General features: G+C 42.5%; 14 protein-coding genes. All 14 read right to left on the minus strand.

From position 1 onward, the window contains the following. Nucleotides 1-7: 7 nt before the first annotated feature. A complete protein-coding gene (locus tag DSZ37_RS07385; protein WP_109726282.1) occupies nucleotides 8-6,958 on the minus strand; it encodes an SDR family NAD(P)-dependent oxidoreductase in 6,951 nt (2,316 codons plus the stop codon). A 46-nt stretch (nucleotides 6,959-7,004) separates the two neighbouring features. Further along, on the minus strand, nucleotides 7,005-7,763 hold the full coding sequence (locus DSZ37_RS07390; RefSeq protein WP_022495056.1) for an enoyl-CoA hydratase-related protein: 759 nt from the start codon (nucleotides 7,761-7,763) through the stop codon (nucleotides 7,005-7,007). Nucleotides 7,764-7,769: 6 nt separating this feature from the next. Further along, a complete protein-coding gene (locus DSZ37_RS07395) occupies nucleotides 7,770-9,002 on the minus strand; it encodes a hydroxymethylglutaryl-CoA synthase family protein (RefSeq protein WP_109726283.1) in 1,233 nt (410 codons plus the stop codon). Between the two features lie 43 nt (nucleotides 9,003-9,045). Next, nucleotides 9,046-10,317 (minus strand): beta-ketoacyl synthase N-terminal-like domain-containing protein, encoded by a 1,272-nt coding sequence (locus DSZ37_RS07400; RefSeq protein WP_109726284.1) that lies wholly within the window; start codon nucleotides 10,315-10,317, stop codon nucleotides 9,046-9,048. After that, nucleotides 10,298-10,540: a phosphopantetheine-binding protein gene (locus tag DSZ37_RS07405; RefSeq protein WP_022495055.1), complete on the minus strand. Its 243-nt coding sequence runs from the start codon at nucleotides 10,538-10,540 to the stop codon at nucleotides 10,298-10,300. Before DSZ37_RS07405 ends, DSZ37_RS07400 begins: the two co-directional genes overlap by 20 nt. A 29-nt stretch (nucleotides 10,541-10,569) precedes the next feature. Beyond that, complete coding sequence (fabD, locus tag DSZ37_RS07410; protein WP_109726285.1) at nucleotides 10,570-13,860, minus strand: ACP S-malonyltransferase; 3,291 nt, start codon at nucleotides 13,858-13,860, stop codon at nucleotides 10,570-10,572. A 32-nt stretch (nucleotides 13,861-13,892) separates the two neighbouring features. Next, complete coding sequence (locus DSZ37_RS07415) at nucleotides 13,893-14,858, minus strand: electron transfer flavoprotein subunit alpha/FixB family protein (RefSeq protein WP_109726286.1); 966 nt, start codon at nucleotides 14,856-14,858, stop codon at nucleotides 13,893-13,895. Between the two features lie 12 nt (nucleotides 14,859-14,870). After that, nucleotides 14,871-15,620, minus strand: a complete 750-nt coding sequence (locus DSZ37_RS07420) for an electron transfer flavoprotein subunit beta/FixA family protein (RefSeq protein WP_109726287.1) — start codon at nucleotides 15,618-15,620, stop codon at nucleotides 14,871-14,873. Then, nucleotides 15,621-16,754: an acyl-CoA dehydrogenase family protein gene (locus tag DSZ37_RS07425; protein WP_109726288.1), complete on the minus strand. Its 1,134-nt coding sequence runs from the start codon at nucleotides 16,752-16,754 to the stop codon at nucleotides 15,621-15,623. It lies immediately after the preceding gene. A 15-nt stretch (nucleotides 16,755-16,769) separates the two neighbouring features. Further along, nucleotides 16,770-17,798, minus strand: a complete 1,029-nt coding sequence (locus DSZ37_RS07430; protein WP_109726289.1) for an HAD-IIIC family phosphatase — start codon at nucleotides 17,796-17,798, stop codon at nucleotides 16,770-16,772. Nucleotides 17,799-17,870: 72 nt separating this feature from the next. Continuing rightward, complete coding sequence (locus DSZ37_RS07435) at nucleotides 17,871-18,719, minus strand: 3-hydroxyacyl-CoA dehydrogenase family protein (protein ID WP_022495050.1); 849 nt, start codon at nucleotides 18,717-18,719, stop codon at nucleotides 17,871-17,873. 43 nt (nucleotides 18,720-18,762) lie between these two features. Then, entirely contained in the window at nucleotides 18,763-19,395 is a 633-nt protein-coding gene (locus tag DSZ37_RS07440) for an MBL fold metallo-hydrolase (RefSeq protein ID WP_181380266.1), read from the minus strand. A gap of 77 nt (nucleotides 19,396-19,472) precedes the next feature. After that, nucleotides 19,473-21,743: an ABC transporter permease gene (locus DSZ37_RS07445; protein ID WP_109726291.1), complete on the minus strand. Its 2,271-nt coding sequence runs from the start codon at nucleotides 21,741-21,743 to the stop codon at nucleotides 19,473-19,475. Further along, nucleotides 21,737-22,528: an ABC transporter ATP-binding protein gene (locus DSZ37_RS07450; protein WP_109726399.1), complete on the minus strand. Its 792-nt coding sequence runs from the start codon at nucleotides 22,526-22,528 to the stop codon at nucleotides 21,737-21,739. The genes DSZ37_RS07445 and DSZ37_RS07450 overlap by 7 nt, the downstream gene beginning before the upstream one ends. Nucleotides 22,529-22,662: the final 134 nt, after the last annotated feature.

Below are 22,662 nucleotides of genomic sequence, written 5' to 3' on the forward strand. Positions count from 1 at the left end.
TCACCTTTTAATAAACTTTATGTATTCTGAGCATCCTATCAGCAGGGCTGTGTTCAATTCTTCCCTGTTCAGGCCAGTATCTCTTCTTATTATAAGCTATTTGCCTAAGGGCACATCTTCTCGGGATATATCCATCAGGAGCACTGCTAAGGATCATGTGTACATTTGTGCCGCCAAATCCGAATGAGCTTATAGCCGCTCTTCTGTCAGAATCCCACTTTTCAGCCTTATCTGCAACATAGAACGGTGAATCGTCAAACCTGAAACGCGGATTGGGAGTAATGCAGTTAAGTGTCGGAGGTATGATACGATTATGTATTGCCAGTGCTGTCTTAATAAGCCCCGAAACACCCGCTGCACTCATCAGATGTCCTATATTGGTCTTTACACTGCCTACAGCACAATATCTCTTTTTATCACAGAACGAGGAATATACCTCTGACAGTGCCTTGAGTTCAATAGGATCACCGATCATTGTTCCCGTACCGTGAGTCTCCACATAGCTGATGGTAGAAGGGTCTATGTCAGCCCTGTCAAGTGCAGTCAGTATTATTTCCTTCTGCGCTTTAAGATTAGGTGTCGTTATGCCCATGGTCTTTCCGTCATTATTTGCCGCCGAAGCCTCGATAACGGCATATATCTTATCTCCGTCACGGACAGCACTTTCATATTCCTTCAGCAGCACCGCACCGCAGCCCTCACCGGGAACAAAACCGTTTGCACGCTCATCGAAGGTATAGCACTTTCCGTCGGGAGACAGCGCTTTTGCACTGCTCAGCAGAATATACGGCTTTTCGTCCAGAAGTATCTCTGTACCTCCGACAACAGCCATCTCCGCCTCTCCGTTCAATATGCTCCTGCATCCGAGATGTATACTCATAAGAGATGAAGAGCAGGCTGAATCAACTGTAAATGCCGGACCTTTAAGATCAAGAAACTGTGCAACGTGAGCAACTATGAAATTCTGTCCCATCCCGGTAATAGAATGTGCCGAATCAGTATGATATTTCTCACTGAAAGGACCCGAGCGAGCACCTGCGATAACACTTATTTTCCTGCCTGCTATCTCTTCACGGGTGTAACCTGCGTCATCAAAGGTCTCCGCAGTCACTTCAAGGAACTGTCTTACCAACGGATCAAGATATATTGCATCATTCTCGGAAATATTGAAAAATCCGGGATCAAACAGTTCTATATTATCTATAAATCCGCCCCATCTGCTGATCGTCTTACCCTTACAATGGCTGTCGGAATAATACTCTCTCCAGTCCCATCTTGACGAAGGTATCTCGGAAATACAGTCTATACCATTAACGATTTTTTCCCAGAAGCCCTGAATGTTCTCAGATTTCGGGAAATGACACGCCATGCCGATCACAGCGATCTTTTTCTTCTTATCCGCCTGATCATCTCCGCTTGTTACAGATGAACGTATATCCTCTCTTACTGTTTCAAACGAAATATCCTGCTCAGCCGGCTGAGTCCCGACTTCAAAATTATTTCTGATGTAATCGCTCATTTTCCTTATTGAAGGATAATCAACAAATGCAGCAGGATCCATAACTATGTCCAGTTTTTCCTCCAAGACCTGCATTACATCTATCATAATGATGGAATCAATACCCAGATCGTAAAAATCGTCATCATAGTCTATATTTTCCATTCCGGTTTCAGCTGAAATGGCTTCCATAACAGTTTTTTCAAGGCTGTCACAGGTGCCGCAGCTCTTTTCTTTCCTTGCTTCGGATATCTCTGAAGCAAGCTGACGCGGACTTACACTGAATGCTTTCTGCATATCGAAGTCATCACCAAGAACAGGAAGAACAACAGTCGCATCTGACGCTATCACCCTGTCCAGAATATCCAGTCCCTCATCATAGGATATGCTTCTGAAGCCCATATCGTAAAACTTTGACGTCTTGAGAGCTCCCATTGCGGTATCTGACCATACAGGCCAGAACACAGCGTGTACACCATTGAAACTTGCTGCGATATACTCCGCAAAATACTCGGAAAAAGCATTCGCCGAAGCATAATCCATCACACCTGCTCCAAGCTCTGGAATAAACGCTGAAACCGACGAAAACATTACAAAGAAATCGAGCTCTGCATCTCTCAGTGCATTGTAGAGATTTCTCGTTCCTGATATTTTGGGAGCGAAGGTCTTTTCAAAGTCTGATACACTTTTCTGTAAAAAAGACGGAGTGCTGCTGCCAACGCAGCCCGCACAATGGATAACTCCATTCACATGGCTTCTGCACCGGATATTACTTACGGTATCAGCAACAGCTCTGCTGTCAGACAGGTCAACACGGTATTGATCTATTTTAGTATCATTTTTCGCTGCGTATACCATGATCTCGACAGGAATATCCCTGCTGTGAATAAATGCAGCTATATTCCTTACGCCTCTGCTGATCAGATGCTTTATGATCTGAATTCCTATGTCTCCTGCGGCACCTGTTATGATATATGTTCCGCTCTTACGGAACACAGCCTTTTCCGACGAAAGCACCAGTTCTGACACCGTAGGAATGAATCTTTTGTTTCTTCGGTAGCATACCTCTGTCACTTCCGTATCATTTTCCATTTCAAAAGCTGCGATCTCTGTTATACTGCTGATATCAAAAACATCAGTATCCACTGTTTTGATAATACTTCTTCGGCACTCAGCTCCAAGAAGCTTATAAACGCCAGTCAGTTCTGCACCATCAGCTGATACTTTCTCATTGTCAAAGGGAAACAGTCCCGTGGTAAAATGGAAAACATAAACTGTCTTCTTTTTATTTCCTGCAATGAAGCTTTTCAGGAACTCTAACCTGTCTGCACAGTTCCCGTTCTCATTACTCTCTATATCAGCAAGGTCTATGACCGTATCATACGCTGACATATCAATTAGACCTGCCATGCGTGAAAGATCGCAGACATCAACTGTAGTATATCCGTTTTTACTGTGGAAATACTCTGATACACTATCAGAAATGCGGCTGTTCGATATAACAAGACAGTTATGAGAACCTTTTATGGTATTTCCGCCATTGTAAGGCGTCTCTGTAAACTGCTTTCCGTAGAAATGCACAGGCTGTTTTTTCTCGCCGCTCCAGAACGGCTTCAAATCGAACTGATATGCAGGCATTGATATCTTATTAAACTCTTTTGCGATCGTCAGATCCGTACCATTTTCAAAATCATCTGCAAGTTCCTGAACCGTTTCAGATGTTACATCTGCGTTATTGAGGTACAACTCCGTAATATCAACGGTTTCCCTCTTTCTTTTTATAACGTGATACTCTCTGCCGATATCAGACAAAAAGCTTTTGAGCTGAGCTGTAAGACCACTTATACCGTCTGCTGCAAATGCCTTTCTGAAACAGTGCTGATCTCTGCATCCTATCAGCGACGCAGACACTTCAAACGGGGAGACTTCCTTATTGTCTTCGAGCCATATCACCATCTGTCCAAGAGCCTTTTCCAAAGAAGCCTTTGTCTTAGCCGAAAAAACAAACAGATAGTGCTTCTTTACGGGCGAAGGACTTCTGCTGTCCTTGTGGTCTCTTATAACAACATGGGCATTTGTACCGCTTACACCAAAAGCACTGACAGCAGCAAGCCTGTCATCTGACCTCCACGGCCGTGTTTCGGTGTTGACATAAAACGGGCTGTTGGCAAAGTCTATATTTTCATTCGCCTGTTCAAAGTTAAGTGAAGGAACGTAAAGCGAGTTCTTCACACAAAGGACTGCTTTTATAAATCCTGCTATGCCGGAAGCAGACAATAAATGTCCGATATTGGTTTTTACGGAACCTATTGCACAGAACTGCTTTTCATCTGAATACTTTCCGAACACCTCGGAAAGGGCATCTACCTCGATAGGATCCCCTAATTTTGTACCGCTTCCATGTGCTTCCACATAGCCTATCCTGTCAGGAGTTATTCCGTATGCGGAATATACGTCCCTGACAAGCTCGGACTGAGACGGTCCGCTGGGAGAGGTTATACCGTTAGTCTTGCCGTCATAATTGCAGCCGCTGCCGCATATAACAGCGTATATATCGTCTTTATCCTTTATCGCCTGCTTCAAAGGCTTCAGTATAACAGCAGCCGCGCCTTCTCCGGGTACGAAACCGTCTGCACTGTTATCAAAGGTATGGCATTTTCCTGTTGGAGAAAGCATTTTTGCATTGCTTGTACTCACATAGAAATCCGAGGACGGGATAAGATATACTCCGCCTGCCAGAGCAATGGAGCATTTATGGTTCCTAAGGCTCTCACAAGCCATATCTATGGCAACAAGTGAAGAAGAGCATGCTGTATCAACAGCAATATTCACACCCCTGAGATTTAGGAAATATGATATCCTTGCAGCAAGCACTGAAGAAATATTTCCCAAAAAGAAATGTGCATTATGCTTGTCCGCCTTGCTTCCGATGGCAGTACCGTATTCACTGCTTCCGCAGCCTACAAAAACTCCGCAATCCGAGCCGTAAAGCTCATCCGAGCGGTATCCTGCATCAACAAAGGCATTGTATGCTTCCATCAGGAACAATCTCTGCTGCGGATCCATCTCCTCGGCTTCCTTGGGAGTGACATGGAAAAACGCCTCGTCAAACAATGATATGTCGTCAATAAGGGCTCCCCACTTGCTGTAGCTCGTATTCTTCCTGTTATCAGAAGAATAGTAATCCTCTTCCTTCCATCTGGTAACATCTCTTACAGAGTTTCTGCCGCTTCTGAGATTTTCCCAGAATATCCGGTGATCGGGAGCATCAGGGAAATTCAGTGATATACCTATAACCGCTATCTCGTCATTCTCATCATCCGTAACATTCTCTGCCGTGAGCTCATCAGACTTTGATACAGTGTCATTGTCTATGACAAACTTTTCGCTGATATGTTCTGTAAGTACATTCAGTGTGGAATAATTGAAAAGCGCTGTCTTGGGCAGTTCGATACCAAGTTCGGAATTGATACTGTTTATAATGTCAATGACAGTTATGGAATCCATTCCGTATTCCGCAAATGGGATATCTCCGAAAATATCATCATCTGATACCCTGAGGACCTTCTTTAATGCATTCATTATTGCCGAAGAAATCATATCCTTACTATCAGTCGATGATCTTCTTACCGTTACAGAGGCTTTTTCGCCAACAGGCTGTGATGCTTCTTTTCTTTTCGGCCAGTACACGTTTTCCTCAAACTCATAAGTCGGCAAAGATATCCTAAAGCATTCCCTGCTCTCAAACAATTTGCCGAAATCAGGTTCTTTTACCGAATAGAATTCTTTAATTGTCTCATCCTCTGACACTGTAACTTTTCCGGCAGAATTAATATCACAGAACTCTTCATCTGCGATGCAGCCGAGTTTTTCCAGCAGTTCTCCGATACTGCTGCACCAGAAGCCATAGCGCACTGCCATATGCTCTCTTCCCATAGCAAGAGTATAAGAGATGTCCTGGAGTCTTAATTCCTGCATATTATTCCTGATGAATTCTCTCAGACTGTCTATCCTTGCTCTCAACTGCTTCTTTTTTCTGCCTGACAGCAGGATAAGCGATCTTATATCATCAGATGCACTGTGTTCCTCACTATGATTTTCGACTACAAGATGGCAATTAGTTCCGCTGAATCCGAATGCACTCAGTGCCATAAGATAGCTTTTGCCTTTTCCCGCTTCGATCTTCTGTTTTTTATCAGCCACATAAAAAGGACTGCCTTCAAAATCTATATGCTCATTGGGGGAAGTGTAATTCAGAGTCGCAGGTATCTCACCGTTTTTCATACATAATAGCAGCTTGATAAGACCTGCCACGCCCGATGCGATCGTACAATGACCTATATTGGACTTTACAGAGCCCACTGCACAGTAATTCTTTCTGTCGGTAAACTCCCTGAATGCTTCGGAGAGCGCCTTTATTTCTATGGGATCACCAAGTTCTGTTCCCGTCCCGTGCGCCTCAATGTATATGATCCTTTCCGGATCTATACCATATTTTCTGTACACGCTCTTTTCAAGCTCGCTTTGAGATGAGATACTCGGAGCTGTAATACCATTTGTCTTGCCGTCCTGATTTATGCTTATTCCCTTTATGACTCCGTAGATATGATCCTTATCTCTTAAAGCCTTATCAACAGGTTTGAGCAGTACCAGAGCTGCACCTTCGCTGAGGACAGTTCCGTCAGCACTATTGTCAAAGGGACTGCACACGCCGGAAGGCGACAACATATTCAGATTGCAGGCGCGTCTTAACAGACCTGTATCAGGGAAAAGGGATATGCCTCCGGCTATAGCCATATCACAGGTACCCTCACGGATATTCATGCATGCCATATGCAATGCAGAAAGGCTTGAAGAACAGGCTGTTTCCACAGATATGCTCGGTCCCTTGAGATCAAGATAATACGCTATCCTGGACGCTAAAATAGACGGTGCCATACCAAGGAGAGCATCTCCTTCGTTTTCCAGCTCAGCGTCCTTCAATACACTTAGATAGTCACCCGAAACCGCTCCTGCAAACACTCCGCATCTGCTGCCTCTGAGCTCAGCAGGCGAATAGCCTGCATCCTCAAAAAGCTTCCAGCATTCTTCGAGGAATATACGCTGCTGGGGATCCATGATCTCCGCTTCCTTTGGAGAAATGGAAAAAAACAGAGGATCAAATTTATTGATACTGTCCAGCATTCCTGCTTTTTTGCAGTAAATACCATCTATATCTTCGGTAAACCTGTCGGCTGATATATCCTTAACGCTGCAAACACCGTTTTTAAGGTTAGACCAAAAGCTGTCAGGATCATTGGCACCGGGAAGTCTGCACGCAATACCTATAACAGCTATGTCAACACTGTCATTCTTCCTGCTGTCATTCTCCATAAGCTTTATCAATTCGAGTCCCTGCTCAGCCGAAATGCTCTTCTGTTTTATTAATTCCAGTACCTTCTTACGATTCATAGTCTCCATAAAAACTTTTCCATCCTTTTTACGAATCAATAGCGTTTACACCCGTTTATTCATCCCAGGGGAACTTCTTATAATTGATGAAATTATAGATATTCTTCTGTACTTTATCACTCAGTATAACATCTGCGCTCTCTCTTGCAGCCAGTTTCTCCATATCGTCATCTATTATCCATATCTTTCTGTAATAGCTCTTTATCCGCTCAATAGTTGAGCAATCCATCCTGTAAATTCTTGACAAAAGAGTCCTTGTCTCTCTTTCGGTATTGCTGCCGACAGCGTCAACTATGCCGTGCTGCAATGCCTGATCTGCTGTTATGGGGAGAGCTGTCAGAGACATACGATATGCTTGACTGAAGCCTGATTTTCTTATGAGGTAAGGTGCTACCATTGCAGGGATAATTCCCCAAATGGCTTCGGATAAGCTGAATCTTGCCTCCGGCACGGCAACTGCCAGATCGCTTGCAGCAACAAGTCCCATACCGCCTGCCATTACCTCTCCGTTGACTTCCGAGACAACTACCTTTGACACCGTCGAGATCAGCTTCAGAAGCTCCATATAGTATACTGTAAAATCAGAGCCATGCTCTCCGGAAACGCATTGATTGAAATCCATTCCCGTACAGAATTTGTCATTGATACCCGTAATGATTATAACTTTCACATCTTTATCGTCCAGTGTAGCCTCTATAGCTCCTCTCAGCTCCTTCACCAGATCCATTGAAAGACTGTTCTTCTGCTGTGGACGGTTGATGACGATCTTGATCCCGCCATATATATTGCTGACTAAGATATTCCTGTAATCCATTTCAGATCAACTCCAACGATATGTTCTGTGAAAATCAGAAATACTGTCAAGCACCAAAAGACCTCTGTCCTTGAAAAAATGGTCATATACCTTCTGATAATTTGAGGTCTCGAACCTGTAGTTCTGAACTCCGAACATATGCTTCATATTCTCATTGAGTATATTATCATACTCCTGCATATCAAGAACGTACCTTTTATCAAGCTCACCCTTGATATCCATCTTTGCAAGTGCAGCCTTTGAATCAGGGGATATTATACCGCTGTAAAACTCAGCGGAGCTTCCCGAACCGTAAGAATACATACTTATACGTTTTTTTGCCCTTATATCCTCAGAATCTATAAGGCCGCACAGTGCAAGATACACTGTTGCAGCATATACATTTCCTACCTCTTTGCAATAGTAAAGAGAAGGAAGAACTCTTTTATCGAAATCTCTCTCTATCTCGTCCTTTGACAGATTAGTATGCTCTCTCATGAGCTTTCGATGAGCGCCCTTCACCATACCTCCGAAAGGAGCATGGAACACCATATACCCGAAGGTATCAAGAATATCGACGCCCCTGATCTTCTCTGTGTATGCATTATAACAGTTTTCAAGGCAGTCAAGATATGCCAGCAAAGACAGATCAGCATCGCCTGTTTCAAGTTCGGGACGCGGACGGCAAGTGTCCATGATCTCACGGCCGTAGATACCGTATGCCCCCTGATCCAGCTCCAGCACATGAGGATGTGAGCTTATGAGCATTGCGATCGCTCCCGTTGCCTGAGAGGGCTCGGCATATGAGCCTCTTGCAGCCTCTCTTGAAACGTCGGAGGATATGACCAGTGCCTTTGCATCATGAGATACATTTGAGGCAATGAATGCACTTGCCATCTTAAAGGCGGCTGTCCCCGCATAGCACGCTTGTTTTACCTCAAACAATCTGCACTTATTGCTCAGTCCGAGATAGTCATGAATATATGTGCTCATCGACTTTCCGAAATCTATACCTGATTCACTGGAAGTTATTACAAGCTCGATCTTGTTTTTTTCTTCCTCGGAAAGATTATCTATGATAGGTTTGGCAGCATTTACTCCGTGAGTTACAGGGTCCTCACATGGTAAAGCTACAGACTTCTTATCAATGAGAAGATTTGAAAAACGGCTTTTATCAAGATCTCTTCCTTCAAAAATATCGCTTACTTTTATATATGCGCCGCCGCCGTAAAAATTAATCGCTTCGATTCCGACTCTCATTCTCTTTTATCCTGCTACAGATGCAGGATACCTCCTTTCAGAATTATCCCTCAAGTGCTTTCAGCACTATAGATGTATTGAATCCGCTGAACCCAAAGGAATTGCTGAGTGCATATCTGATACTGTGCTCAGATGACATTCCCTTTACAAGATTCAGCCCTTCATCTATGGGAGCGTTCAGATTGATATTTGGATGAACAAAACTATTTGTCATCTGTATAACTGTACTTATACATTCGCACACCCCTGCTGAAAAAAGGCAGTGGCCGATAATGCTCTTCGTTGAGTTTATCCTGATATTAGCAGCATGACTGCCGAACACTTCTCTGATAGCCCTGACTTCACTTTCATCCCCAAGCGGAGAACCCGTTCCATGAGCGTTTATATAATCAATATCTCCGCACTCTATACCTGCCATCTCAATTGCAGCTCTCATTGCTCTTGCTTCCCCATCGGGATTACATTCGGGGCCATGATTGCCGTCAAGAACTATGCATCCCCCTGAAAGCTCAGCCAGAGCTTTAGTTTTTTCCGCTGTATCAGACGACTCAAGGATAATACATCCTGCCCCCTGTCCGTAAATAAAACCGTCATGCTTCCTATCAAAAGGACGATAAACAGATTCTGGCGGGATCGAAGCATCCTTTCCGCCAAGAGCCCCAAGATTTGCAAATGCGTGTTTTTCTATGTACGAAAGATCCGCTGCTGTACCGACCACAAGGCAGATATCACAGCTTCCGTTTTTCACAAGGTTATATCCCTGTATTATAGCAGAATTGCCGCTTGCAGAAGCACTTCCCACAGAAAAACCGACACCCTTAACAGAAAGGAGCTCGCTTATGACACCTATATGATATGTGTCCATAAACTGGAAAGCATAGGACGGAGAGATGAATTCAGGCTGATCTGAGTATTCCGAAGCAACTCTGAACTGCTCGTTAACGGAAAGATTTGAACCTGCAAGAACAATTCCTATCCTGGTATTGTCGCACTCTCTCCCCTCCATGCCTGCTTGTGCCCATGCCTCAAGAGAAGTAAGTATCGAATACTTTATCCCATCAGGTGCTCGCCTTCCCAGCGATAAAGCCTTTTTCTTCAGTTCATCCGAAACAGCAAGGCTGTCTGTCTGTCCTCTGAAGTCCAGATCTTTTATAAAGCCTCCGAATGATATCTGTTCATTTCCTTCAGAGGACTTTGCTATTCCGCATCTGCCGTTATACAAGGCTTCTCTGAAGCCTTCAACATTTCTTGAAACCGAATTCAGCGATCCCATTCCTGTTATGAGAACAGATCGGTTACTTTTCTGATCTCTCATATAAGAAATCCACCATTTCCTGAATATTCTTTATGTTAGCAAACTCAAGCATATTGATCTTTACGCCGATCTTTCTCATCGTCTCAACAATTATCTCCATTCTGTCAACAGAATTTGCTCCGAGATCGCGAAGGCTCTCCTGAACATCTATCTCGCTCTCGTCCATGTCCATTATATCTGCAATATTTGAAAACAGAATGCTTTTGATCTGATCCTTATCCATCTTTATTTCCTCCTGATAAAATTAATCATTTATTTACTGTAGCTGCCTATCATTTTCTCAAGCAGCATCGCCGTTCCTTCCATAAGGAAAATTCCTATACTGTCAACGTGCCTGTTTTTCCAGCTTTCCAGCTCTGTACCCCTCACGCACTCATTGAAAGCACCGAGAGCAGGACCGCAGTGTATCTGGAAATTCACCTTGTTATCCATATCTCCTGATATAGCCGAAACAGTAGCATTATGAAAATACCAGCGGAATATCAACGACATACGATACTTCGGGTTATTATCCGCTTTTCTGATGATATCCTGATCGTAATGCTGCTTTACCTTGTTATAAACTTCGTCAAACGAGCACTTGAAGTATTTTGATTCAAGATTCTTTCTTGTAGTCTCATCGAGCTCCTCAAGTGACTCATTATTGCAATAAAGCGAATACAGCTTGTTAGCTCTTGCATGGAAAAAGCCGCCTTTTTTTACCACCTGAACCTTTGCACCGTATTCAAACATATCTCCCGCAGGTGCATATCCGGTATCCTGTACTCCTATACTCTGCAGGATATCCTTGACGGCATCGCTGGTATCAGCTTCGACTGTACACTGATTCAATGAACCGGTCAGAACATAGTCTGCCCCAAGCATGAACATCGCAAGCATTGCCTCAGGCGTTCCTATTCCTCCGGCTGCACCTATATATATACGATCAGCATAATTGTATTTTTTCATGCAATTTCCGCATATCTTCTTTATAGCCGGGAAAAGTGCAAGAGCTACGCCCTGATCAGTGTGTCCTCCGGAATCCGCTTCCACTGTTATAGCATCAGCTATAGGAAGTGAAGCGGCAATATCAGCCTGAAGCTTCGTTATCTTCCCCATTTCAACAAGCTCATTCAGCAGCTTCTGCGGTGCGGGGCTCATAAAAGCTTCTGCCACTTCAGGCCGCGATATCTTTGCAAATATCTTGTTTTTGCGGACTATATTTCCTGTCTGATCTACCGACAGTCCCTTTGCTTTATAATATACCAGAGGCATGGTTATGCTCATGAACGCGGCTGCCTCTATAATGCGAACATCCTCCCGGATGAAAAGCTCAACAAGTTCAAGCTGTTTTCTCATATCATCAGGATCAAAAAGGAAGTTGACACCAAAAGCACCGTCCGTAACAGATGATCGGATAAGCTTTATACCTTCTCTGATCTTATCGAAAGACTGTCCCCCGGTACCGAGAAATCCGAGCATTCCTGCATTTGCTAAGCGTATCACCATCTGCGGAGAAGCGATCCCCTTATACATTCCTCCGCCAAGATAAGCATATTTCAGACCTAATTCCTGCTTGAATGCCATGTTTCCAAGCTCCGAGGCGGTCAATCCTTTTTTTGTACCGGTCTCAGGTCCCTGGACATTTACTGCTTCAACAGGGACATCATCAAGGATATTCGCCTTTCTCTCCTCTTCCGATAATGGCTCACACTTTCTCTTTATCATCATCATCAGAGAATAAACTGTGTCTCCTGGACCGATCTGCTCAAATACAGGCTCGTTTTCAGCGAGGAGATATCTAATACTTTCCACCCATCTGACACCATGTGACATCTGCTCTCTCAGGGTCTCCTTTAAGCGCAGATCATCATACGGACGAGCGGTATAGTTTGAGATAACAGGTATCTGAAGCTTGTTGAAAGTCATCTTATCAAGGTATTCCGCAAACTTATCCTGTGCCGCCTTCATGTATTTCCCATGATGGAAAGCACCGCTCACATTCAGAACAACATATTTTCTTGCACCTGCGTCCATATATAGCTGCTCCGCTGCGATGATATCATCTCTTTTTCCGGAAAGAATTACCTGAACAGGAGAATTGATATTGGCGATCTGCAGATCTGTCAGACCGTTTTCTGTAAGGATATTGCTGATAGTCTCCTCATCAAGACCTATGACTGCCGCCATTGCACCGCCCTTTATCTCTGACATGAGCTGACCGCGTATCTTTACAAGTCTGAGACCGTCCTCGAATGAAAATGCTCCTGCCGCAAATAATGCATCATACTCGCCAAGACTGTGACCGAGAACAAAATCAGGCTTTCTGCCTGTCTCCTTTATTTTCTTCAGGTAGCTCAGCGCATTGACCACATAAAGTGCAGGCTGCGTATAATTTGTTTTGTTCAGATTTCCCTCGCTGTCGTTCAGACAAAGGTCCCTGATGGAATATCCCAAAACCTCATCAGCGCGCCTTACATATTCGGGGAATTCATCAAACAGTTCCTCACCCATTCCTTTTTTCTGCGAGCCCTGTCCGGGAAATGCATATATCAGTGTGTCGGACATTTTTCTATTCCTTTCCGTATAGTTTTCTTTTTCCACCATATTAAGCTTGATCTTTTCATAGTTATTCTTGAAGCTTTCTGAAAAATCACGCATTATGGAAGCCATTGCCACGATATCTGTCGCAGTATCCCTGCGCTCGTTATATCTGATGAAGTTCGCCATCGTACCTGTAAAGCACAGATCGACATACTGTTTAGGTCCTGTTTTTTCGGCAGCTTCAAAAGCCTTCTTGACCTGCATGGTTTTTACAGGGATGTCAAGCATATGTTCAAAATCGATGCTATTTGTTATCTCTCCCGTAAGGCAGGAAATAACTGGTATCTTTGGCACTCCCACAGAAATTGTTCCGTTAAGCTGCTTCATTGCGTCCCTTGATCTCATACACATTGACGAGTGGAACGGATAGCTGACCTGAAGCTCCTGAAAAATAACACCTTTTTGCTTCAGGAATGCTGTAACATCTGCTGTTTTATCCTGTGCCGCCGAAACTATAAAATTACCGCTGTAGTTAACGCCTGCAAGCTCGCAGTTAAGCTTCAGCTCATTATTTTCATAATAAAACGACTTGTCAGCAAAAACAGATATCATTCTGCCGTATTCAACTGTTTGCTGAACTGTCTGAGCGTGTTTTATCACGAATCTCAGTGCATCTTCCGCCGAAACAGCCCCGGCAACCGCCAGAGCAACTATTTCACCAAGACTGCACCCCATTACATAATCGGGCTCGACGCCTTTAGATCTCATTACCTGAGCAAGTGAATACTCGGTCATAAATATGGCAGGATGAGTTGTTCCGAGATCTGTAAGATCATCTGTTTTTCGGTGCTCTTCGTCATATAACCTGTCTATGACCGAAAAGCCGCATTCCTTTCTGACGATATCGTCCAGCCGAAGCATATTCTGTCTGAAAACAAGGTCTTTACTGAACAGATCAGCTCCCATATGGTAATAATGAGTTCCCTGCCCTGCAAACATAAAAACAATAGATTTATACATCTTTTCTTCCTTTTCATGTCATAAACAATAGATTATTCTGAGAATTCCTTTATAAACTCCTTTACATCAGCAACTATCTTTACATCTGCAATATTGAATATAGGAGCATTCTCATTATTATTCACTGCTATTATCTGTCTTGAATTCCTTATTCCAACAAGGTGCTGGTTAGCTCCAGATATACCGAATGCTATGTAGATATCCGGCGCTATGCTGCGTCCCGACTGGCCCACCTGATACTTTTTCGGCAGCAGACCGTCATCAACGACACATTTTGTTCCCACGACAACAGCATTGTATTTTTTCCCTGCCTGACAAATCAAATCAAAGGTCTCTTTATCCTTTACTCCTCTGCCAACACCGAATACAATTTTTGCATTGTCCAGATCAGCGCTGTTTTCAATCTCTCTTTTAACGCAGCTTATAACTTCATATGTATCATCTGTATTGAAACTGCCTTTATAATCCCATTTTCTTATGCTGAGTTCTTTTACTTCATTTATCACATTCTCTACAAAAGCATTCTTCTTTACTGTACAAGTACAGCACTGAGAATCGATACAGATTATCCGAGCCTGTACGGAATCGCTCATAGCCGCTCGTTCAAAGACAAATCCGTTTTCATCTTCAAAGCATATATCGATACAGTCGGCAGTCAGACCGACTTCAAACCTTGAGGCAAAGAACGAAGAAAGAGTTTTTGAAAAATCAGAGTTTGTAAACATTATGACATCAGCACCAATAGAACTGTATATATCACTCAGTATATCCAGCCAAAGCCTCTCGTCTTTAGTCTCGCAATGCTGATAGACGACCTCATCTGCGCCGTATAATGCACACCTTTTCAGCTCATCTTCTGAGGTATCTCCTAAAAAAATCACCTGAACGCAACCATTGCTCTCTTTGCTGAGCTGATACGCCTTTGAAATAAGTTGTCCTGTAAAGCTGTCCACATGATCAAAGGCGTCACATACGACCCAAATATTTCTTTTATCCATATGTCACCTCAATTACTGCTGTAAAAGCTTCTTAACGTGATCAGCTTTTTCTTTAATACTGCCGCCGACCTCGATACTTTCTTTCTTATAAATGATATTTACGGAATTTATGACCTTTGTTTTTGAGCCCGCTGCTCCGCAATCAGTCTGAGCTATCCCCAGTTCTTCCGAGCTTATGATCTTGTATTCCCATTTCTGAGCTCTTTTAAGTGCAATGATATTCAGATTAGATGCATATGTGAGGAAACTGTCCACACTTAGCAGGAAAGGATATCTGCATCTGACAGTCATTTCGGACCCTTCATCTTTTTTCACGATAACAGCTGAATCATGACCGAAGCTTTCTATATCCGCTACGGATGAAAAATAAGTGATCCCGAGCTTTTCGGACAGCTCCGCAGGCACCTGACCTGTTTCGCCGTCTATAGCATGTCCGCCGCATATGACTGCATCCGCATCGGGAATATACTTTTTTATTGCCGCAGATAGAGTTTTTGTTGTCGCAATGGTATCTGCCTGAGCAAACTTAATATCGTTCAGCCAGTATATATCATCGCAAACCAGTGCCTTGCTTCTTACAAGTCCTTCTCTTGCGCTCTCTCCGCCCATGCAAATACCGATAACACTGATATCAGTGGTTTTTTTGAACTCGGCAAGCTTCTCGAGCACAAAAAGATCGTAGGGATTGATGATAAGACCGCTTCTTTCTGCATCAATAAGCTTTCCGGGCACCATTTTAAGGCAAACGACTATTTTAATCATTTATAATGACTCCCCGTTTGTTGTAAAGTTATAAATGGTGTTCTTCTGCATTTCATTTGTTCCCGAATAGATACTGCAGGCAAGCGCATCACGCAACTCACGTTCAATGTCATATTCCTTGGTATAGCCATATCCGCCGAAGATCTGCATTGCATCACGGCAGGTCTTTATGTATGCCTCGCTCACATATAGCTTGAATATAGAAGTATCGATAAACGCAGTCTTCATATTATCCTTCAGATCAACTATACGGTCAAGCATAGCTCTTGACATCTCGATCCCTACCTTCATATCTGCTATTTTATGAGAAACAGCCTGATAATCTCCGATAGGTCTGCCGAACTGCTGTCTTGATCTTACATGTTCGATACATCTTTCCATGACTCTTCTCATTGCTCCGATATGGGGAACGAACTCAAAGCACCTTTCCCATTCGAGAGCCATTGTCATTATAAGGGAACCGAAATTGTACCTTCCCAGAACATTCTCCTTCGGGATCATACAATTATCAAATACGATCTCCGAGGTCGGGCATGAACCCAGTCCCATTTTTTCGATATCCGCGCCTATCTTCACGCCCGGGAACTCCTTTTCCACAACAAAGGCTGTGAAGCTTTTGTTATTTCCTTCTCCTGTACGCGCAAAAACAATAAAGATGTCCGCAATTGGTCCGTTAGAGATAAAAGCCTTGCTACCGTTAAGTATATAACCGTCATCTGTTTTTTCTGCCCTTGTGACCATGCTAAGAGCGTCGGAGCCCGATTCGGCTTCGGTTATACAGATAGCTCCTATCCTTTTTCCTGCGGTCATATCACAAAGATACTTATCCTTGAGCTGTTCAGAGCCGTAAAGATATATCAGGTTCTGAGATACCCAGATATGATTGTTCACCACAAAAACGAACCCATTGTTCTTACAGCTGTATCCAAGGTTCTCAAAGACCGCCGCTGCTGTACGATAGCTTTCTCCGAGTCCGCCGTACTTTTCATCGACAGTTATACCAAGCAGTCCGAAGTCTGCGATCTTTTCCCACATCTCTGGTGAGAACTTTTCAAGATACTCGGGATCATTCAGATTATTCTCAGCAAATTCCCTGACTGCCTCTATAAGCTGCATTTCTTCATTTGTACTCATATTGCTCCTCCAAAATCAAAACTCTATATCAGCATCAACGTCGATATAATCGGGATATTTAAAAGGCTTTTCGGCTTCTGAAACAAGCTGTATAACGTCACCGTTCTTCGATATCTCCCTGAATCCCGTAAACTTGTATGTAACGTACATGATCCTGTTACGATCAGTAGAAATAAAATCTGCATAAAGCTTAACATTTGAATCCATTGCAGAATTCACGATATACTTCAGAAGGACAGAGCCTACTCCCTTTGACATAACTCTGCAGGACATAAGGAGCATTTTAAGATGCCATTTGCCTTCTTCCTTTTCAATAACAGATACTCCTATTTTTCCGTAGTCACCATATTTATCGGTAAGCTGAACAACAATTACTTCATACTTATCAGAGCCTATCATTTCGTTTAGTTCATCAAAGGAATAGACAGTACCTGTTGAATTGAGCTGATGTGTCCTTACAGTAAGCTCCTCAACTCGTTTAAGGTCTTCCTTTTGTGCTCTCCTTATTATGAAACGCATCCCCAGAGTACTGAGAAATTCCTCAGAAGTACCTTCAAATCTTGATTCCTCATCATTTCTGACTATATCATTCATGTAAAGATGACGTCTGTTTTTAGAATCTTCGGTGATATACAAGGGTATGAATTCATCCATATCAGGAATAGCATCTGCATTCTCAGCATTGATGCAAAGAACTTCAGGGATATTGAAGCTAACCTCATCAAGCTCAAACTGCTGATCGTCAACAAAGGCGATAGCATCTATGCCGAAATTGAAAGACTTGCAGATAGTTCTGATGTTTTCTGACTTAGGATTCCAGTTTATCTGAGGATAGAGGAAGTACTCGTCTATACCGAACTCCTTCAGCTTTTCCATAGTATAACCTGCATCGTTTTTGCTGCATACTGACTGAAGTATACCTCTTTTGTCCAGCTCTCTGATAATATCAACTATATCAGACTTCAATGTGACCTCGCCCTCTGTCAGTGCTCCGTCCCAGACAGTGTTGTCAAGGTCCCATACAACACATTTTATCTTTCCCATTTACGCTCTCCTTTTACATACATACTATAATCATATAACAGCCGCACCTAATGCTTTTGTCCGTCAGTAGTATCAGTAATACTCAAAAAATCCTTTGCCGCTTTTTCTTCCGAGGAGCCCGCTGTCCACCATTTTTCTCAGCAGAGGCGAGCATCTGTACTTGGGATCCTGATAATTCTGATAAAGCACATTAAGCGAGTACATTACAGTATCAAGCCCTATAAGATCAGCAGTATGGAGCGGTCCCATGCTGTGATGAAAGCCTTCGGTGAATATCTGATCTATCTGCTCAGGCGTTGCAACGCCCTCCATAACAAGGTTTATAGCCTCGTTCATGAATAAATGGGACAATCTGTTCGATACGAATCCGACACTGTCATTTATAACGGTGCAGTCGATCTCTATCTCCTTCAAGAAGCTTTTCACCTTTTCAATAGTATCATCAGATGTAAAATTACCCTTTATGACCTCGGCAAACTTCTGAAGTGGTACGGGATTCATAAAATGTACACCGATGACATTTTGGGAATTACCAAGCCACTTTGCTATCTTGGTTATTGAGATACAAGAGGTATTCGCCATGCAGATACAGTTTTCAGATACTATATCGCTCAGCTTCCGGTACACCTCATACTTCATATCCTCATTCTCGGGGATATTCTCGATAATATGATCACATCCGCTTAATGCAGAATAATCATCCGTCACGCTGAGCAGACTCAATGCATGAGCTATATCTGTATTATCCTTATTGGTGATCCTTGCGATCATCATATTCCTCTGTATCCTGTTTTTCACGCTGTTCACTACAGAAGCATCGTTATCCACAAGTATAACTTCTTTATCATAGCATATCATTTTCTGAGCTATGCCCATTCCCATTACGCCAGCTCCGATTATACCGACTTTCTTGACTTCCATCTTTCTCCTCCTTGATCGTTTGTCACAGCATAGTACAGCTGTATCACTTAAAATCAAATATATTGTTCTGATTTGCCCTTTGCCTGAAAGCAACAAACTGATCCATTCTTTCAATGGAAAAATAGATGTTGCTTTTATATAGCTCTCTGATAGTCTTGCCGAAGCTGCTTCCATATGAATGAGCGGGAAATACCTTTATATCTTCATCAAGACCTTTAAGTCTCTGAACGCTCCTGTACATCTCATACGGATCTGCGCCGTCTCCAAAGCATATCCCGCACCCCTCTATGAACAACGTATCGCCCGTAAAAAGCGCACCATCCACAAGATAACAGGTACTTCCTTTTGTATGCCCGGGGGTTACCAGACAGTTTATTTCAAGACTGCCGAGAATAATAGTTTCATGATCTCGGAAAACGCTTTGACCTGTACAGCGGTAATCATAGTATCTTGCCTCTTCGGCTGAAATATAAACGCTTGCATCGTATTCCGCAATAAGCCTGTCCACTCCGCAGACATGATCCATATGTGAATGGGTCAGCAGTACCGCATCCAGTTTATAATCTGTATTCAACAGAAAAAGCTCAAGATCGGAAGAATTCCATGAAGGATCTATGATACCGACCTTTCCCGTCGAATCATCTATTATAATATACGAATAATTGATCATCCCCATATATGATGACCGTATCATATATACTCTCGATTTTGAATAATATACAAGTTTCATATTTCTCACTATCGTCCGATGTTTTATTCATTCTTGGATTTTAAACTATCAACCATCGATATTTTAAATACTCTGCGTACACTGATAAACTTTGATACCTCATATGTCAGAAGGATTATAAGAAAACCTATCAGCACATTGTGCGAATAAAGCTTTACAGGAATAACTGCATTCATACTTTCACCCAGAATATCGAAAAGCTGCTTGATAAGATACTTTATTATCGGGACTGAAAGCAGGTATGCCGCGATGACAATAAAGATGTTATATCTTATCATAAGGGAGATGATTTTTTTATTATGATATCCGAGGACTTTCATCATTGAGATATTGTTTTTGTTTTCTTCCACAGATATAGTGATAATGATATTGATGACCACAACACCTATTATGAAAGCAATGATACTTACAATATTTATCAATGACTTGAATGTCTTGGTATACTCTTTATATCCCTTCTGCTGATCGTCAGCATCAAGAACGTTGAGTATCTTTTCCTTATCGATATTGAGCTTGTCATTGGATATAAGACTTATATAGCTGCCCTCAGGATATTCATTGATCTCGTTAAACTGATCGATAGGCATATATATGTAATAGTTATAATCCTCAGCTATCTTATCGATCTCGACTTCTATCTCTTTACCGGTGAGCTTATTCTCGGCATAAAGGAGATCGCCTTCCTTTATGTTCAACTTTTCAGCTATGCCGCTCGAGATAACAGTATTAGAGAGCTTGATCCTCTTTCCGCCCTCATCCTTGAACTTGACAAGCTTTGCTTTTGAATCTATTCCAAAAATCGTAATAGTCACTTCTTTGCCGTAATCATCTTCTACTGCGAATTTTGAGAAATTCTGTCTCTCGCCCTTTTCAGGCTGATCGACCTGTATAGAGTTGAAGTAATAATTGTACTGATTGACATATGTTCCCTTCATACTATCATACATATAGCTTACTGAATCATTGGCAGTAAAGCCGAAAAGAAGCAGCAGAGAGGCAAAGAGTATGCTTACAAAAACGATAAGACAACGCCTGATATTACGCAAAACCTCCCTGAGCGTGAACTTCAGGTCAAAGCTCATATTCTTAAACTTCAGCAGTTTCTCAAGTATACCTATATTTTTCTCCTTTGACACATTTCTCATAAGATTGACAGGAGTCAGCTTCAGTGCGGAAAGAATAACAAAAAGGGTCACAGGGATCATAAAGATATACGGAAGGATAAGGCTGATCAGCAGGTATTTGGGGTCTACCTTGCTGAGTACGCCCGGCATACTGTATTTATTCTCAAACACCATGCCGATCACAGTCTTGGAAAACGGTATTCCCAGTATGGTGCCCAGCAGACCACCCAGAAGAGAGATAAATATGGGGAACGCAAGATATTCGCCTACTATCTTACGCTTATTGTAGCCTATTGCAAACAATGTACCGATCATTGTATACTCCGTTCGGATTATCCTCCAAAGGAATACCGCCACGAGAAGGCAGCATATGATGAGTATCACTGTCGGCACCAGTCCCGAGCACTGTATAAATGTGGTTATATCACCGTCAATGGTGGTTATCCTGACATTATCCTCTGCAAGTCGGTAATCAAGGACGATATTATCTGAATTAAGATCAGCTTTTATCTCATCAAGCACATCTTCATCATTATCATCATTCCTTCTCAGCATATAGTAATCATAACCGTCTTTTATCTTTGCAATATCATCCTTGGACATTATTGCGATACCGAAGGTCTTATGATTGACTACCATATCACTGTCGGTCTTGAGCATAAACAGATAGTCAGGCTCTGCCATAAAGCCTTTGATCTTGTATTTCTTTGAATACAGAGTTATCTCATCACCGGCCGAAAGCTTATGAGCATCAGCATATAGCTTATCCACAAGTATCTCTCCGGATTTTGAGATATCTTCTCCCGAGATCACCTCATATTTATTGATCTTTTCAGTAGCTTCAAGTACTCTTACTGTGTCTCCGTCTTTTTCATAATTCGCGATCTTTCTTTTTTCGATAACGACATCATATTTTGATTCAAGAGCACTCATTCTTTTTTCGCTGAGAGGTTCCTGCAGAGTAAAATTAACATCCTCCTGACAGCATCTTGATCTGAAATCTTTTATCTCCTTATCAAGATTGCTCGCTGAAACATTGAATGAAGTGTAAAGCATCGAACCAAGCAATACAAGGATAACTACGCCGATATATACAAGTTTATTATCAAAAATAGTTCTTAACACTTTACGATGAAGAACCGGTATAAAATGAGGAATCTTTCTTACCATTCTATCATCTCCACACTCTTAGGGTTCTCGTTGATACGTTCCTCGGCGATCGTACCGTTTTTGATGGTTATGACCTTATGAGCCATTTCGGCTATAACCGGATTATGCGTGATAATGATAACATTAGTCCTCTGTTCCGCATTAAGTCTTTTGAGGACCTTCATGACCTGAATCGACATTTCAACATCCAACGCACCGGTCGGCTCATCGCACAGCAGCATTCTCGGCTTCTTTACTATAGCTCTCGCAATAGAAACACGCTGCTGCTGACCTCCGCTGAGCTCCTTGGGAAAACGGTCCTTCATCTGCCACATATCCACTGCCTCAAGCGCGTTCATTATCTCACGATAATTCCTTCTTCTCTTCAGTATTTTGTTTTCATTGGGATTACCTGTAAGATTTGCAGCTACCTCAACATTCTCATATACAGTCAGGTTAGGGATAAGATTATAAAACTGGAACACAAAACCGACTTTCTTCATTCTGTAATTAGTGAGCTGTGCGGAGTTCATCATGCTGATATCCTCACTGTCAACATTGATCACTCCGTTATCACAGTAGTCGATACCGCCAAGAATGTTCATCAGTGTTGATTTTCCCGAGCCTGAAGGACCGAGAATAACGGTTATCTTTCCGTCATCTATAGTCAGGGAGATATCTTTTAAGGCAAGATATGGAAGATCACCCGTAAAATATGTCTTTTCAATATTTCTGATGTAAATGAACGGCTTCCCGGCTGATTGCCTCTGATTATAATCCTGTTCTGTGCTGTCTGAATACCCCATCTGATTCCTGTCAGTATAATTCATCGGGTTAGGTGTGTAATAATATGATGCCATTTTTTCCTCCTTAATTGATCGTGCTGCTGTAATATGACTCTCGAGAGCTCATAATAATTCGCAGCATCATCTTTGGTTTT

The sequence above is a fragment of the Ruminococcus flavefaciens genome, from assembly GCF_900116855.1.
Lineage (GTDB): Bacteria > Bacillota > Clostridia > Oscillospirales > Ruminococcaceae > Ruminococcus > Ruminococcus flavefaciens_R.